Source organism: Pseudomonas sp. BIOMIG1BAC (assembly GCF_001705995.2).
Taxonomy (GTDB): Bacteria; Pseudomonadota; Gammaproteobacteria; order Pseudomonadales; family Pseudomonadaceae; genus Aquipseudomonas; species Aquipseudomonas sessilinigenes.
Map to the genome: position 1 here is coordinate 215,959 of NZ_CP049045.1, position 14,839 is coordinate 230,797.

The window sequence follows — 14,839 nt, forward strand, 5'->3', positions numbered from 1 at the left end:
GGCATGAGCGAAGAAAATACGTACGACTCGAACAGCATCAAGGTGCTGAAAGGTTTGGATGCCGTACGCAAACGTCCCGGTATGTACATTGGTGACACCGATGATGGTAGCGGTCTGCACCACATGGTGTTCGAGGTGGTCGACAACTCGATCGACGAAGCTTTGGCCGGCCATTGCGACGACATCAGCGTCATCATCCACCCGGACGAATCCATCACCGTACGCGACAACGGTCGCGGTATTCCGGTCGATGTGCATAAAGAGGAAGGCGTTTCCGCGGCAGAGGTCATCATGACCGTGCTGCACGCCGGCGGTAAGTTCGACGATAACTCCTATAAGGTTTCCGGCGGCCTGCACGGCGTGGGTGTATCGGTAGTGAACGCACTGTCCGAGGAACTGGTCCTGACCGTGCGCCGTAGCGGCAAGATCTGGGAACAGACGTATGTCCACGGTGTTCCACAGGAACGGATGAAGATCGTTGGCGACAGCGAAACCACCGGTACCCAGATCCACTTCAAGCCATCGGCTGAAACCTTCAAGAATATCCACTTCAGCTGGGACGTCCTGGCCAAGCGGATTCGCGAACTGTCCTTCCTCAACTCTGGCGTCGGCATCGTCCTCAAGGACGAGCGCTCCGGCAAGGAAGAACTGTTCAAGTACGAGGGTGGCCTGCGTGCCTTCGTCGAGTACCTGAACACCAACAAGACGGCGGTCAACCAGGTATTCCACTTCAACGTCCAGCGTGACGATGGCATCGGCGTGGAAGTCGCCCTGCAGTGGAACGACAGCTTCAACGAAAGTCTGCTGTGCTTCACCAACAATATTCCCCAGCGCGACGGCGGTACCCACCTGGTGGGCTTCCGTTCGGCCCTGACCCGTAACCTGAACAACTACATCGAGCAGGAAGGCCTGGCCAAGAAGCACAAGGTCGCCACCACCGGTGACGATGCCCGTGAAGGCCTGACCGCAATCATCTCGGTGAAGGTGCCGGATCCGAAGTTCAGTTCCCAGACCAAGGACAAGCTGGTGTCTTCCGAAGTGAAGACCGCCGTCGAGCAGGAGATGGGCAAGTACTTCTCCGACTTCCTGCTGGAGAACCCCAATGAAGCCAAGCTGGTGGTCGGCAAGATGCTTGACGCCGCCCGTGCTCGTGAAGCCGCGCGCAAGGCCCGTGAGATGACCCGCCGCAAAGGCGCCCTGGATATCGCCGGCCTGCCTGGCAAGCTGGCGGACTGCCAGGAGAAAGACCCTGCCCTTTCCGAACTCTACCTGGTGGAGGGTGACTCCGCGGGTGGTTCTGCCAAGCAGGGCCGTAACCGCAGGACCCAGGCAATCCTTCCGCTCAAGGGCAAGATCCTCAACGTCGAGAAAGCACGCTTCGACAAGATGATCTCCTCGCAAGAGGTTGGCACCCTGATCACCGCCCTGGGTTGTGGCATTGGTCGCGAAGAGTACAACATCGAGAAGCTGCGCTATCACAACATCATCATCATGACCGATGCTGACGTCGACGGTTCGCACATTCGTACCCTGTTGCTGACCTTCTTCTTCCGCCAGTTGCCGGAACTGATCGAGCGCGGCTACATCTACATCGCCCAGCCACCGCTGTACAAGGTCAAGAAAGGCAAGCAAGAGCAATACATCAAAGACGACGACGCCATGGAAGACTACATGACCCAGTCGGCTCTGGAAGATGCCAGCCTGCACTTGAACGAAGACGCCCCTGGCATTTCCGGCGAAGCCCTGGAGCGCCTGGTCAACGACTTCCGCATGGTCATGAAGACCCTCAAGCGTCTGTCGCGCCTGTATCCACAGGAACTGACCGAGCACTTCATCTACCTGCCACCGGTCAGCATCGAGCAACTGTCCGACCACACCGCCATGCAGGAATGGCTGGCCAAGTACGATGCCCGCCTGCGTAACTCCGAGAAGTCTGGCCTGGTCTACAAGGCCAGCCTGCGTGAAGATCGTGAGCGTAATGTCTGGCTGCCAGAGGTCGAGCTGATCTCCCACGGCCTGTCGAATTACGTCACCTTCAACCGCGACTTCTTTGGCAGCAACGACTACAAGACTGTCGTATCCCTTGGCGCCCAGCTGAGCACCCTGTTGGATGAAGGTGCCTACGTCCAGCGTGGCGAGCGCAAGAAAGCAGTGACCGAGTTCAAGGAAGCCCTGGACTGGCTGATGGCGGAAAGCACCAAGCGTCACACCATCCAGCGATACAAAGGTCTGGGCGAGATGAACCCTGACCAGCTGTGGGAAACCACCATGGACCCGACCATGCGTCGCATGCTCAAGGTCACCGTGGAAGATGCCATCGCCGCCGACCAGATCTTCAACACCCTGATGGGTGATGCGGTCGAACCTCGTCGCGACTTCATCGAAAGCAACGCCCTGGCAGTGTCCAACCTGGACTTCTGATCAGGGTACACAGCTGAAAATAAAAAGGCCGACGCTTGCGTTGGCCTTTTTTATTGGCAGATTGTTCAATCCCTTTACCCATTTATCCAGCCAAGGCAGGCATGGCGAATGCTCAACTTCTCGGCGTATGGCGCGACTGATCCCGATCTGGCCTGGGAAGTGGAAGATTAATTGAACAATAAGGACGTGGACCTGGCAGGTACTGCCTCAGCCCTTGTCACCCTTTTTAAAACAGTAATCGCTCGGAAATTTGTTATGGATGATCAAAGCCAGGAAATGTCGATTCGGGTTGTCGCGGGGCAGAACAACCGCGGCCCGGTCTATGAACCGCTGCATGTACGGCGGATTGATGAGCACAGTTACGAGATTCTCTACTCACCGGGGCTCACGCTCAACCTGGCCAAGGGCGACATTATTTCGATCAAGGACCCGCAGGCCCCGGCAGTGGTACTCAAGCGTGGCGGCAACTTCTGCATCCACATTTACTCGGATTACATTCCGGAAGAACACATCAGTGCCCTGGAGGCAGACGTGGCGACCGAATTAGGCGGCATGCTCGACGGGCGTTATAAGGGCAATCTGACGTTGTCGGTGCCAGCTCGAAACGGCATGGATAAAATCGCCCTGTTCTTCAACCGCTTCCGCCAGACCACGGGCATCGAGTGGTACTACGCCAACATCTATAAAAACCTCGATGACAGCGATGACGAAACCTTGCTCAATTGGTGGCTGGATAGCTGACCGCGAACGGAGTGCAGACGAGCATGAGCTACGAGTATCGGTTGGTGTTTGAGGAGCCGCTGGGCGCGCGGCAGGTCATGGATAAGCTGCGCCGCAGTGCGGACTTTGTACAGGCGGCAGAGCAGGTAGTCGAGTTCAAGGACCCTGGCCTGGGCAGCAGCGCCGACTATGATCTGCGCCTGACCTTCGAGAGCGACCAGGCGCTCTGGATGGAGCTGCTGTTCCGAACCGCACCATTGCACCAGTGTCTGGATCGGGCACTGCAGGGGCACCGTTTCAGGTGTTTCGAGGACGGTGACAGCGACGACGAGGTAGCACTCGAACAGGTCTTTGCGCTGGGCAGGACCTCCCCTATTTCCCCTTGATGGCTGGGCCAATGAACGAAAGACAGCAGCTTATCTGTGAACGCTACGACCTCGCTCCCCAGGCGCCGGAGCCGATGATTGCACTGGCCACCGGCTCCCTTGCGCACTCGCCCATCTATGGCACAAGGATCGAGTTGCCGCAGAACGGGACGGTCAGCTGGTTTATCCACTGCGGCGAACATTCCACCGCTGTGGATTTCTACCAACCCTTGTGTGCCGAGCACCTGGTCGAGCTGTTGCCGGAGGTGATCGATTATCTGTATCTGCCGAGCGGGACGTGTTTCATGATCGACCGCGCCGGTTATGAAGATGTCTGGCAAGACCCTGAGTGACATCGAGCCGCTTTTGGCGGCACGCCGTCAGTTGTCCTGCTCGCCAGGCGACGTGACGCTTTCCAGGCGGTAGCCATAGCCGTAGATGGTCAGCAACTGCCAGCCCCGTTCCGCCGTCAACCCCAGCTTGTTGCGCAGCCGGTAGATGTGGGTATCCAGGGGCCTGGAGGAAAGAATTTCCTCGTGGGTCCAGAAGCGCTCGTACAAGTATTCTCGGGACAACGGCCGGCCCAGGTTGGCGAACAGGCAGCGTGCCAGGCGGTACTCACGCTCGGTGAGGCTGATGGGCGCGCCGGCCCGGGTCACCGTCAACTCGGCATCGTCGAAGGCCAGATCATTGAAGTTCAGCACTTCCTCGCTCTGGGCACGCTGCAGGCCATGGCGGCGTAGCACGGCGTTGACCCGGGCCTTGAGCTCGTTGGGGCGGAACGGCTTGCTCAGGTAGTCGTCGGCGCCGGTGTTCAAGGCCTGGACGATATCGCTCTCGGCATCGCGGCTGGTGAGCATGATGGCGGCCGGTGGCGAGTCCATGTGTTCCCGACTCCAGCGCAGTAGCGCCAGCCCACTGAGGTCCGGCACCTGCCAGTCGAGGATCATCAGGTCGAAGGTTTCCCGCCGCAATTGGCGCAGCAAATCTTCGCCGCGCTCGAAACGGTGCAGGGTCCAGGGTTGTTCACCCGGGCCGGGAATATCTCGCAGTGTCTGTTCCACCCGCGCCAGTTCTGCGGGTTCGTCATCCAGTATTGCGACACGCATGCGAGGCAGGTCCTTAGGGGTCGAGAGGCTGTCCGAGGCATGGCGGCATGCGTCTCGGGCTGGGGAGGAGTTTAGGCGCCAGGGATGAATCTGAACAATTGTGGCGAATTGCTCTAGGGGCGCTGCTCCCTCGGTACGCTGATATCAAATAGCCGGTAGCTGTTGGGAGCACCCTTCAGCACCGAATTCCTTGAAGGACGATACCGGCTCGAACGAGCAAGGAAAAGGGCAATGGGCAACATGTCGGGGGCGATGGATATGGGGTGGAAGAAATTTTCCGAAAGAGCGGATCTGGCGAAACTCGTCGCCTTGTCTCTTGCTGCGTTCTTGAGTGTTGAAGCGTCCTCTAAGGCCACTGCTGTCCCGGTAGCTCCTCACTATGAGCTTCCGGTCCAGCGTTACTTCAGTCCCTCGGTGAACCAGGTGGGCTTTAGCGACTCCCGGGGATTCGCTCCCGCGACTGCTCCACTGTCGACACCCTCGGTGGTGTACCAGGACCAGCAGCGGTGGGTGTTCTAGCCATGGGCCTGAACATTCTGAAGAAATATTGCAAAGCGACACCAGGCTGTCCGCTCCCGGTAAATTCGCACTCGCTGAGTGGCACACGGGGGCAATCGGAAGTGCTCCGACACAGGGAGTGTCATCCGCCGGTTTGGCGGTTGCGGGTCGAAGCGAGCTTCGATTTACCGTACAGGGGAAAACAGGGAGTGCCTCCTCAGGACGTAATGCTCGACACAAGGATGTGTCTCCCTCCCCCGCTGATTTTCGGCGACTTCAATACCCTCCCTCTCATTTCGAATATCTGTGAAGGCCTCTGATGAAAACACTCGGCGCGGAATTCTTTGGTACGTTCTGGTTGGTGCTGGGCGGCTGCGGCAGTGCCGTACTGGCCGCCGGCGTTCCACAATTTGGCATTGGCTACCTGGGCGTCGCCCTGGCCTTCGGTCTTAGCGTGCTGACCATGGCTTATGCCCTGGGGCCGATTTCCGGCGCGCACCTCAACCCGGCGGTCTCGGTTGGCCTGTGGCTGGGCGGACGCTTCTCGGGCAACCGTGTGTTGCCTTACATCGTCGCCCAGGTGCTTGGCGGCCTGGCAGCCGGTGCCGTGCTGTTCCTGATCGCCTCGGGCAAGACGGGTTTTGACGCTTCGGCCGGTTTTGCCGCCAACGGTTATGGCGAGCACTCCCCGGGTGGCTACTCGATGCTCGCTGCCCTGTTGAGTGAAGTGGTGCTGACGGCGATGTTCCTCCTGATTATCCTGGGCGCCACATCCAAGCGCGCTGCTCCCGGGTTTGCCCCGATTGCCATTGGCCTGACCCTGACGCTGATCCACCTGATCAGCATTCCGGTCACCAACACCTCGGTGAACCCGGCCCGCAGTACCGCTGTGGCATTTTTTGCCGGAGAGTGGGCCGTGTCCCAGCTGTGGCTGTTCTGGGTCGCCCCGCTGCTGGGTGCATGCCTTGGCGCCCTGGCGTATCGCCTGGTCGCTACAGACCGGGATTGACCAGCAGTACCGGTGGGGGTGGCCCCTACCGGTACATCGCCCTGTGCACACACAACCGCTCGAGAGCGGTTGTGCTGTTCCAGCAGGGATGAAAGGTTATGGCCGATCTCGGTAGAGAGTGATGGCCAGCACGCCCCCAATCTAGTTCTAATGTCACGGACTTCAGAAGAGCACGACCACGGATCCGATGATCTCATGACCTATTTGTCTATTCGCCCCCGGGCCCAGTTTGCTCCGCTCCTGCTTGGTGTGGTGCTGGCCTTGTCCAATTCGATGGCCAGCGCCGCCATCGCTCCCGCCAAGCGCCTGCCCTACATCGATGACAACCAGCTCTGTCGCGGCCAACCGTTACCGGCGACAGTCGAACACCTGACGGGCGAAGCCTGGAAGCTGGACGCCAAGGGGCGTGAGATCGCCCTGGAAGAAGGCATGGACATCGACGAGAAAGAAGGTGTGAAGACCTCACCCTCGGCCTTCGTCAGCCTGTCCCTGGGCGACGGTTCGCGGGTGGTGCTGCCATCCAGCTCCCAGGTCACCCTGCGGCTGAACGAACAGTACAGCATCCCCCAACTGGTGCTGGAACAGGGCCAGGTCGAGTCTTACGTGATCAAGCGCACCAGCGATCACGACCGCTTCCAGATCGTGACCCCGGTGGGGGTTCTGGGCGTGCGCGGCACCCACTTCCGGGTGCGTAATGATGACGAGCAGTCGCTGGTCGAGGTGCTCAATGGCCAGGTGGCGGTAAACCGGGACGAGGCCCCCCTCGACCAGACTCCCCCGCGCTCGCGCAAGCGGGCTGTGGATAAACCGGCCGGACTGCGGCCGGGAGAAGTTCAAGTGATGGCGCGCCAGGGCATGCGGGTGCGCAAGGAGGGCGAGCTCAAGCCGGTGGACCTGCTGGCCGCGCCCCGGCTGCTGGGGCAGGCAGGTCAAACCGGCGTCCTGCCCGTTTGGCAGCTGATCCTCGAACCCCTGCCTGGAGCGCGTCGTTATCGCGCCCAGGTGGCGACCGACAAGGATTTCCTGAACATCAAGCAGGAACAGTTCTCCAGCACCCCACAAGTCAACTTCACTGGGTTACAGGCGTTTTTCTATCATGTGCGTCTGTCGGCATTCGACGAGCACGGCCTGGAAGGAGAAACCGGGGTCTATGACATTTTCTATTACCCCAGAAGCACCCGTGTTCAGTAACCCGCCGACGAGGTATCGATGAGCGGGTCGAACCATCGGGCCGGGGACCGAGAGTCCACCCAGGCCCAGCAGCTGTTTCGTCGACTGGTACGGGAATGGTTGTGGGTCAGCCTGTTTCTGCTGCCGCTGACGGCGGCCTTGTCCCTGAGCCATGGGCTGGCCCTGAACAACTTGTTCTATGACCAGCTGCGGCGCTTCACTCCACTGCCGGTGGACCCGCGGATCCTGGTGGTGACCATCGATGACTACAGCCTCCAGCAACTGGGCCGCTGGCCCTGGCCGAGGGCGGTCCATGGCCAATTGCTGGACCGTCTCAGCAGTGCCGGGGCCAAGGGCGTGCTGTTCGATGTGATTCTCAGCGAGCCCGGCAGCACGGTGGAAAACGACACTCGCCTGGCCGCTGCGCTCTGTCGTGCTGGCAATGTGTTCCTGCCGGTACTGCGCGAAGGCGTGGCCCGTTATGGCCAGGACCTGGGCGAACTGTTGCCGGTACCGTTGTTGCGCAACTGTGCCCGTGGCCTGGGTCATATCAATGCCGAGGCCGATGCGGACGGCACGGTACGCAGCGTCTACCTGCGCGAAGGCCCGCAACTGGCGCCCCGGGCACAACTGACCTGGCTCCTGTACCAGCTCACCGAAGCCGAGCCTCTGTCCCCGCTCATGCCGGGCTCGGCCCTGCCGGAGGTCACCCAGGGCTGGCTGCGCAGCAACCCGGTGCGAATCCCCTTCATCAGCAAGGCTGCTGGTTTTCCAAGCGTGCCTTACGTCAGCGTATTGCGCGGTGAAGTCCCTCCGGAGCTGCTGCATGACCGGTTGGTATTGGTAGGGTCCACGGCCCCTGGATTGGGGGATCGCTACGTGACTGCGCAATCCGGCAGCCAGGGTACGACTCCGGGGGTCGAGATCCAGGCCAACCTGCTCAATGGCCTGCTGCAGCATCGCAGCCTGGTCGCGTTGGGTGCGTGGCCGGGCGTGTTGTTATCCATGGCCCTGACCGCTGCCCTCCTTGGGCTGTTGCTGTGGCGTCCACGCCATGCCTTGTGGATAACCCTGGGCTGCATGGGCCTGGCATTGGCTGGGTCGGTATTGATGCTACGGCTGGGGTACTGGTGGTCGCCGGTGGCTAGCCTACTGGGCATGCTGTTGGCGTACCTGATCTGGAACTGGCGTCGGCTGCGGGTGATCCTGGCTTACTTCGGCTGGGAGCTGGAACGCCTGGACAGCGAGCCCAAGGTACTGCCGGAGCGTCGACGCAACCAGCCGGCCACCGGGGATGTGCTGCAAGGGCAGATCATTGCCCTGGAGCAGGCCTTGAGCCGAACCCGGGACACCCGGCGTTTCATTGCCGACGGCCTGGAGTGCCTGCCGGTAGCGACCCTGATCGCTGATCCGGATGGCAAGATCCTGCTGGCCAACCGCAATGCCCGGGAAGTCTTCGCTCATTCGCTGGTGGGGCAAGCGCTGTTGCCGCAACTGGCTGCCCTGGGGTATCCGGGCCTGGCTGATTCGTCCCTCTACCCTGCCCTCGCGCAATTGCCAGGGGTGGAGTTTCGCGATACCCAGCAACGCAGCCTGCGAGTGGAGCTGGCGCCGTTGCTGCCGGTGGACAGCGAAACCCCCATTGGCTGGTTGCTGAGCCTGACCGACCTGAGTGTCGAGCGTGATGCCGAGCAGCAGCGTGGAGTCTTGCTGCGGTTTTTATCCCACGACCTGCGTGCCCCCCACTCGGCGATCCTCGCCTTGCTGGATGTGCAGCAGCGCCAGCCATCGCTGCCCAAGCAGGTCTACGGGCAGATCGAACAACAGGTCCGCCGGGCGCTGACCTTGACCGAGGCTTTCGTGCAATTGGCCAAGGCCGAGTCGGAGGCTTATCAGTTCGAGCCGAGCATGTTCGCCATGCTGGTACTGGATGCCTTCGACCAGGCCACGACCTTGGCCCAGCTCAAGCACATTCATCTGCGTCACAGCCTGGACGAGCAGGCCGAGAGCCTGGTCCTGGCAGACCAGTCTCTGCTGACCCGGGCACTGTTCAACCTGCTGGAGAACGCCATCAAGTACAGCCCGGAAGGTTCCACCGTGAGCGTGCAGGTCAGCTGCGCCGATGGCTGGTTGCGCTGCGAAGTCTGTGATGAAGGCCGGGGCATTGCTGCCGGTGACCTGCCCCAGTTGTTCGGCCAGTACCAGCGATTTGCCTCGGCCAAGGGCATCGAGGGCCTGGGACTGGGCTTGTCGATGGTCAAGGCGGTGATGGACCGCCACCAGGGGCATATCAGCTGCCGCAGCGTGGTGGGGCAAGGTTCATGTTTCGTTCTTGAGTTGCCCTTGCTGGAGGAATAAGGGCCGAGGCGAGTATCCAAATGAAAAAGCCGGCCTAGAGGCCGGCTTTTTCTTGGGTGTAAAACTTATGCACGTTTTTCCGTATTTTATTAGCTTAGGAAATATGCATATAAATCAGTGATTTATATCTTGATATGGATCGCTATACGAAAAATCGTGCACAGGTTATCCACAGAAGTTCATACAGCAACCTTATCCGCGGCAGCGTCCAATGGTGGCAATGAGCCCATGTCGCGCTGGGCCTGTTCGTTCCAGGCCGCCACCCGGTCGTTGAGCTCGGCGATGGCCCGAGGACCGTTGCCTTCGGCGTACATGGGCGCGCCAATGGTCACGGTGATGGTCCCGGCTCGCTTGCTCCAGCCCGTCTTGGGCCAGAACTTGCCTGCGTTGTGGGCAATCGGCAGTACCGGCAGGTCGGCGTTCACCGCCAGGGCGCTGCCGCTGCGGGAGAATTTGCCCACCTGGCCGTACGGCACACGGGTACCTTCGGGAAAGATCAGTACCCAGACATTGTCCTTGAGCAACTCATCGCCCTTGCTCGCTACTTGCTTGAGTGCCGCCTTGGGATTGTCCCGGTCGATGGCGATCGGGCGCAGCATGGCCATGGCCCAGCCGAAGAACGGTACATACAGCAGCTCGCGCTTGAGTACCTGACTCAGCGGCTCGAAATAAGCCGAGAGAAAGAAGGTCTCCCACGTGCTCTGGTGGTTCGAGACGATCACGCAAGGTCGCTCAGGAATGTTCTGGGCGCCCTTCACTTCCACGCGAATATCCAGGAAGACCTTGGTCAACCACAGGGCGCAGCGGCACCAGTAGACGTTGATGAAGCGATAGCGCCTCTTGAAAGGCAGGAACGGCGCGATGAAAAAGCTCAGGGAGCACCACAGCAAGGCGCTGGTGCCCAGCAGCAGGTAAAAGAAAAAGGTTCTGATGGCCTGCAGGATCGACATAGCGGCATTTACCATTGCGGGCATGCCCGCCTGTTAAAAAGCGCTCTCCCGAACAGTCCTTGGTCAGGATGCCAGAAGGGGCCTAATTGTGGATAAGTTCAGCGGCAATGGCCGCCAGGTCGTCAAAAATCAAGGTGCCTACCGGCAGGGTTTTGCCCAGGGTCTTTTCGCCTTTTCCGGTCTTTACCAATATGGGCTGACAATCGACGGCTTTTGCCGCCTCCAGGTCACTGAGACTGTCACCGACAAACCATAGACCGTTCAGGCCGGTCCGGTAGTGTTCGGCAATGGTTCGCAGCATGCCAGGCTTGGGTTTGCGGCAATCGCAGCCCTCATCCGGCCCGTGGGGACAGTAGACGATCAGCCCGACCTCCCCACCCTGCTGCGCTACCAGCTCGCGCAGGCGTGCGTGCATGGCATCGAGGGTGGCCAGGTCGTAGTAGCCGCGGGCAATGCCGGACTGGTTGGTAGCTATCGCTACCGTCCAGCCGGCCTTGCTCAGCTGTGCAATGGCTTCGATCGAGCCGGGGAGTGGAATCCACTCCGCTACCGATTTGATGTAGGCATCGGAGTCATGATTGATCACGCCGTCCCGATCGAGTATCAGCAGTTTCACAGCAATTCCTTACCTGATCAGCTCAGTACCGAAATATCGGCCACGCCCAGGAACAGGCCGCGCAGCCGTGCCAGCAGTGCATAGCGGTTGGCCCGGACATTGGCGTCTTCGGCATTGACCATCACCGCCTCGAAGAAGGCATCCACTGGCTCGCGCAGGGCGGCCAGGCGAGCCAGGGTCTCGCTGTACTGGCGGGCTGCGGCCATGGGCTGGACAGCCTGGTCCGCTTGCTGGATCGCCGAATACAGGGAGAACTCGTTGGCGTTGTCGAAGAACTTGGCCTCGACGGTGGTCGGTACATTGCCTTCGATCTTGCTCAGCAGGTTCGACACACGCTTGTTCACCGCGGCCAGGGCAGCGGCTTCCGGCAGCTTGCGGAAGGCCTGCACGGCCTGTACGCGCTGGTCGAAGTCCAGGGCCGAACCCGGCTTCAGGGCGCGGACCGACAGGTAGGTGGCCACGTCCACGCCTTCGTCTTCGTAGCGTGCACGCAGGCGGTCGAAGATGAACTCCAGTACCTGCTCGGCCAGGCCGGCAGCCTTGACCTTGCTGCCGAAGGCACCGACGGCGAAGGTCACCGCTTCGTTCAGGTCGAGGTCGAACTTCTTCTCGATCAGGATCCGCAACACACCCAGGGCCGCACGGCGCAAGGCGTAGGGGTCCTTGCTACCGGTCGGCAGCATGCCGATGCCGAAGATGCCCACCAGGGTATCGAGCTTGTCGGCGATGGCCACGGCGGCACCGGTCACGGTGCTTGGCAGCTCGGCGCCGGCGCCACGGGGCATGTACTGCTCGTTCAGGGCCAGGGCCACGTCTTGCGGCTCGCCGTCATTGAGGGCGTAGTAGTAGCCGGCGATGCCTTGCATCTCGGGGAACTCGCCGACCATCTCGGTGGCCAGGTCGCACTTGGAGAGGATACCGGCACGGGCTGCACGCTGGGCGTCGCCACCGATACGCGGGGCAATGAAGGCGGCCAGCTTGGAAACACGCTCGGCCTTGTCGTAGACGCTGCCCAGCTTCTCCTGGAAAACCACGTTCTGCAGGCGCTGGTTGAAGTCCTCGAGTTTCTGCTTCTTGTCTTGCTTGAAGAAGAACTCGGCGTCGGTCAGGCGTGGGCGCACGACTTTCTCGTTGCCCTCGATGATCTGGCGCGGGTCCTTGCTCTCGATGTTGGCCACAGTGATGAAGCGCGGCAGCAGCTTGCCGTCCACGTCCAGCAGGCAGAAGTACTTCTGGTTGTCCTGCATGGTGGTGATCAGGGCTTCCTGGGGCACTTCCAGGAACCGCTCCTCGAACGAGCACACCAGCGGTACCGGCCACTCCACCAGGGCGGTGACTTCGTCCAGCAGGTCGGCCGGGACGATGGCGGTGCCTTCCTGCATGCGCGCCAGTTCCTCGGTACGCTTGCTGATCAGCTCGCGGCGCTCGTTGGCGTCGGCCAGCACGTAGGCGGCGCGCAGGTCGGCCAGGTAGTTGGCCGGCGCGGTGATGCGCACGCTCTCTGGGTGGTGGAAGCGATGGCCACGGGAGTCACGGCCGGCCTTCTGGGCCAGGATGGTGCAGTCGATGACCTCATCGCCCAGGAGCATGACCAGCCACTGGGTCGGACGCACGAACTCTTCCTTGCGCGCAGCCCAGCGCATGCGCTTGGGAATCGGCAGGTCGTTGAGCGAGTCCTCGACGATGGTCGGCAGCAGGCTGGCGGTCGGCTTGCCCTTGATGCTCTGGCTGTAGCGCAGCTTCGGGCCGCTCTGGTCGATCTCGCTGAGGTCCACGCCGCACTTCTTGGCAAAGCCCAGGGCCGCCTGGGTCGGGTTGCCCTCGGCATCGAAGGCGGCCTGGCGCGGTGGACCGTCGAGGTTGACGCTGCGGTCCGGCTGTTGGGTCGCCAGTTGGGTGATCAGCACTGCCAGGCGCCGTGGCGCGGCATAGACGTGCTTGGCTTCAAAGCTCAGGCCAGCGCTCTGCAGGCCTTTTTCGATGCCGGCCAGGAAGGCTTCGGCCAGGGTGCCCAGGGCCTTGGGTGGCAGTTCTTCAGTGCCCAGTTCAACCAGAAAATCTTGCGCACTCATTGTGCCGCCTCCAACTTAGCCAACACTTCATCACGCAGGTCCGGGGTCGCCATCGGGAAGCCCAGCTTGGCACGGGCCAGCAGGTAGGCTTGCGCGACGGAACGCGCCAGGGTGCGCACACGCAGGATGTACTGCTGGCGCGCGGTCACCGAGATGGCGCGGCGTGCATCCAGCAGGTTGAAGGTGTGCGAGGCCTTGAGGACCATTTCATAGCTCGGCAACGGCAGCGGCTGGTCCAGCTCGATCAGGCGCTTGGCTTCGCTTTCGTAGAAATCGAACAGTTCGAACAGCTTCTCGACGTTGGCGTGCTCGAAGTTGTAGGTCGACTGTTCCACTTCGTTCTGGTGGAACACGTCGCCGTAGGTGACCTTGCCGAATGGGCCGTCAGCCCAGACCAGGTCGTAGACCGAATCCACGCCCTGCAGGTACATGGCCAGGCGCTCCAGGCCGTAGGTGATTTCGCCGGTCACCGGGTAGCACTCGATGCCGCCAGCTTGCTGGAAGTAGGTGAACTGGGTCACTTCCATGCCGTTGAGCCAGACTTCCCAACCCAGGCCCCAGGCGCCCAGGGTCGGCGATTCCCAGTTGTCCTCGACGAAACGGATGTCATGCACCAGCGGGTCCAGGCCCACGTGCTTGAGCGAGCCCAGGTACAGCTCCTGGAAATTCTCGGGGTTGGGCTTGAGGACCACCTGGAACTGGTAGTAGTGCTGCAGGCGGTTGGGGTTCTCGCCGTAGCGGCCGTCAGTGGGGCGGCGGCTTGGCTGCACGTAGGCGGCGTTCCAGGTTTCCGGGCCGATGGCCCGCAGGAATGTAGCGGTGTGGAAAGTGCCGGCGCCTACTTCCATATCGTAGGGCTGAAGTACCACACAACCTTGCTCGGCCCAGTATTGCTGGAGGGCGAGGATCAAGTCTTGGAAGGTACGCACGGCTGGCGTAGGCTGGCTCACGAAATTCACCTGTTACTTGGGCTGCGATTTAAGGAGCGGGAGTATACCCGATTCAGTCCTGCGCACGCCCCCTGGAGCCTTATGCCACGCTGCTTTTGGTGTACCGATGATCCGCTGTACATGGCTTATCACGATCAGGAGTGGGGCGTGCCGCTGCGCGATGGGCAGCGCTTGTTCGAGTTGTTATTGCTCGAAGGGTTCCAGGCCGGGTTGTCATGGATCACTGTGCTGAAGAAGCGCGAGCATTATCGACAAGTGCTGTTCGGCTTCGATGTGCAGCGGGTGGCGCAGATGAGCGATGCCGAGATCGAGGACCTGATGCAGGATCCGGGCATCATCCGCAACCGCCTCAAGCTCGAGGCCGCACGGCGCAATGCCCAGGCCTGGCTGGAGCTGGACGATCCGGTGGCGTTCCTCTGGTCCTTCGTCGGTGGTGTGCCCAAGGTCAACCATTTCGCCGATCGCAGCGAGGTCCCGGCGGTGACGCCCGAGGCCGAGGCCATGAGCCGTGGCCTGCGCAAGGCCGGTTTCACCTTCGTCGGCCCGACCATCTGCTACGCCCTGATGAAGGCGTAGTCAATTCGTATAAAGAATCGGCAAG

At 61.1% G+C, this 14,839-nt stretch carries 14 protein-coding genes; 9 read left to right on the top strand and 5 right to left on the bottom strand.

The window, feature by feature from the left end; all coding sequences use genetic code 11:
• Nucleotides 1–3 precede the first annotated feature (3 nt).
• From gyrB to ATY02_RS01005, 4 genes are all read left to right on the top strand, one after another.
• Nucleotides 4–2,421 carry a DNA topoisomerase (ATP-hydrolyzing) subunit B gene (gyrB, locus tag ATY02_RS00990; RefSeq protein ID WP_068576594.1) on the top strand — a complete coding sequence of 806 codons (2,418 nt, stop codon included), beginning with the start codon at nt 4–6 and terminating at the stop codon, nt 2,419–2,421.
• A 255-nt stretch (nt 2,422–2,676) separates the two neighbouring features.
• The gene (locus ATY02_RS00995) at nt 2,677–3,162 is read left to right on the top strand and encodes a DUF4265 domain-containing protein (RefSeq protein WP_068576596.1); all 486 of its coding nucleotides are present in this window, start codon (nt 2,677–2,679) and stop codon (nt 3,160–3,162) included.
• Between the two features lie 23 nt (nt 3,163–3,185).
• On the top strand, nt 3,186–3,527 hold the full coding sequence (locus tag ATY02_RS01000; protein ID WP_068576598.1) for a hypothetical protein: 342 nt from the start codon (nt 3,186–3,188) through the stop codon (nt 3,525–3,527).
• Between the two features lie 11 nt (nt 3,528–3,538).
• Complete coding sequence (locus ATY02_RS01005) at nt 3,539–3,859, top strand: hypothetical protein (RefSeq protein WP_176719724.1); 321 nt, start codon at nt 3,539–3,541, stop codon at nt 3,857–3,859.
• Nucleotides 3,860–3,886: 27 nt separating this feature from the next.
• Here the strand turns inward: ATY02_RS01005 and ATY02_RS01010 are convergent, their stop codons facing one another.
• Entirely contained in the window at nt 3,887–4,615 is a 729-nt protein-coding gene (locus tag ATY02_RS01010; protein WP_068576602.1) for a response regulator transcription factor, read from the bottom strand.
• A 231-nt stretch (nt 4,616–4,846) separates the two neighbouring features.
• On the opposite strand from ATY02_RS01010, the gene ATY02_RS01015 reads away from it, so the two are divergent.
• The 4 genes from ATY02_RS01015 (at nt 4,847) to ATY02_RS01030 (ending at nt 9,650) form a co-directional block, all read left to right on the top strand.
• Entirely contained in the window at nt 4,847–5,134 is a 288-nt protein-coding gene (locus tag ATY02_RS01015; RefSeq protein WP_068576603.1) for a hypothetical protein, read from the top strand.
• A 298-nt stretch (nt 5,135–5,432) separates the two neighbouring features.
• Nucleotides 5,433–6,122, top strand: coding sequence for an aquaporin Z (gene aqpZ / locus ATY02_RS01020; protein ID WP_068576605.1), 690 nt, complete (start codon nt 5,433–5,435; stop codon nt 6,120–6,122).
• A 195-nt stretch (nt 6,123–6,317) separates the two neighbouring features.
• Nucleotides 6,318–7,313, top strand: coding sequence for a FecR family protein (locus tag ATY02_RS01025; RefSeq protein ID WP_068576607.1), 996 nt, complete (start codon nt 6,318–6,320; stop codon nt 7,311–7,313).
• 18 nt (nt 7,314–7,331) lie between these two features.
• Nucleotides 7,332–9,650 (top strand): CHASE2 domain-containing protein, encoded by a 2,319-nt coding sequence (locus tag ATY02_RS01030; RefSeq protein WP_068576609.1) that lies wholly within the window; start codon nt 7,332–7,334, stop codon nt 9,648–9,650.
• Between the two features lie 179 nt (nt 9,651–9,829).
• On the opposite strand, the gene ATY02_RS01035 is transcribed toward ATY02_RS01030, so the two are convergent.
• The 4 genes from ATY02_RS01035 to glyQ all read right to left on the bottom strand — a co-directional run bounded on the left by ATY02_RS01035 (nt 9,830) and on the right by glyQ (nt 14,238).
• Entirely contained in the window at nt 9,830–10,600 is a 771-nt protein-coding gene (locus ATY02_RS01035; RefSeq protein ID WP_068576611.1) for a lysophospholipid acyltransferase family protein, read from the bottom strand.
• 82 nt (nt 10,601–10,682) lie between these two features.
• Entirely contained in the window at nt 10,683–11,222 is a 540-nt protein-coding gene (gene gmhB, locus ATY02_RS01040) for a D-glycero-beta-D-manno-heptose 1,7-bisphosphate 7-phosphatase (RefSeq protein WP_164823742.1), read from the bottom strand.
• 11 nt (nt 11,223–11,233) lie between these two features.
• Nucleotides 11,234–13,288, bottom strand: a complete 2,055-nt coding sequence (gene glyS, locus ATY02_RS01045) for a glycine--tRNA ligase subunit beta (RefSeq protein ID WP_068576615.1) — start codon at nt 13,286–13,288, stop codon at nt 11,234–11,236.
• Complete coding sequence (gene glyQ / locus ATY02_RS01050) at nt 13,285–14,238, bottom strand: glycine--tRNA ligase subunit alpha (RefSeq protein WP_003177094.1); 954 nt, start codon at nt 14,236–14,238, stop codon at nt 13,285–13,287. The genes glyS and glyQ overlap by 4 nt, the downstream gene beginning before the upstream one ends.
• Nucleotides 14,239–14,319: 81 nt before the next feature.
• Here glyQ and ATY02_RS01055 point away from each other — a divergent pair, with 81 nt between their 5' ends.
• Nucleotides 14,320–14,814, top strand: a complete 495-nt coding sequence (locus ATY02_RS01055; protein ID WP_068576618.1) for a DNA-3-methyladenine glycosylase I — start codon at nt 14,320–14,322, stop codon at nt 14,812–14,814.
• The last annotated feature ends 25 nt before the right edge of the window (nt 14,815–14,839 follow it).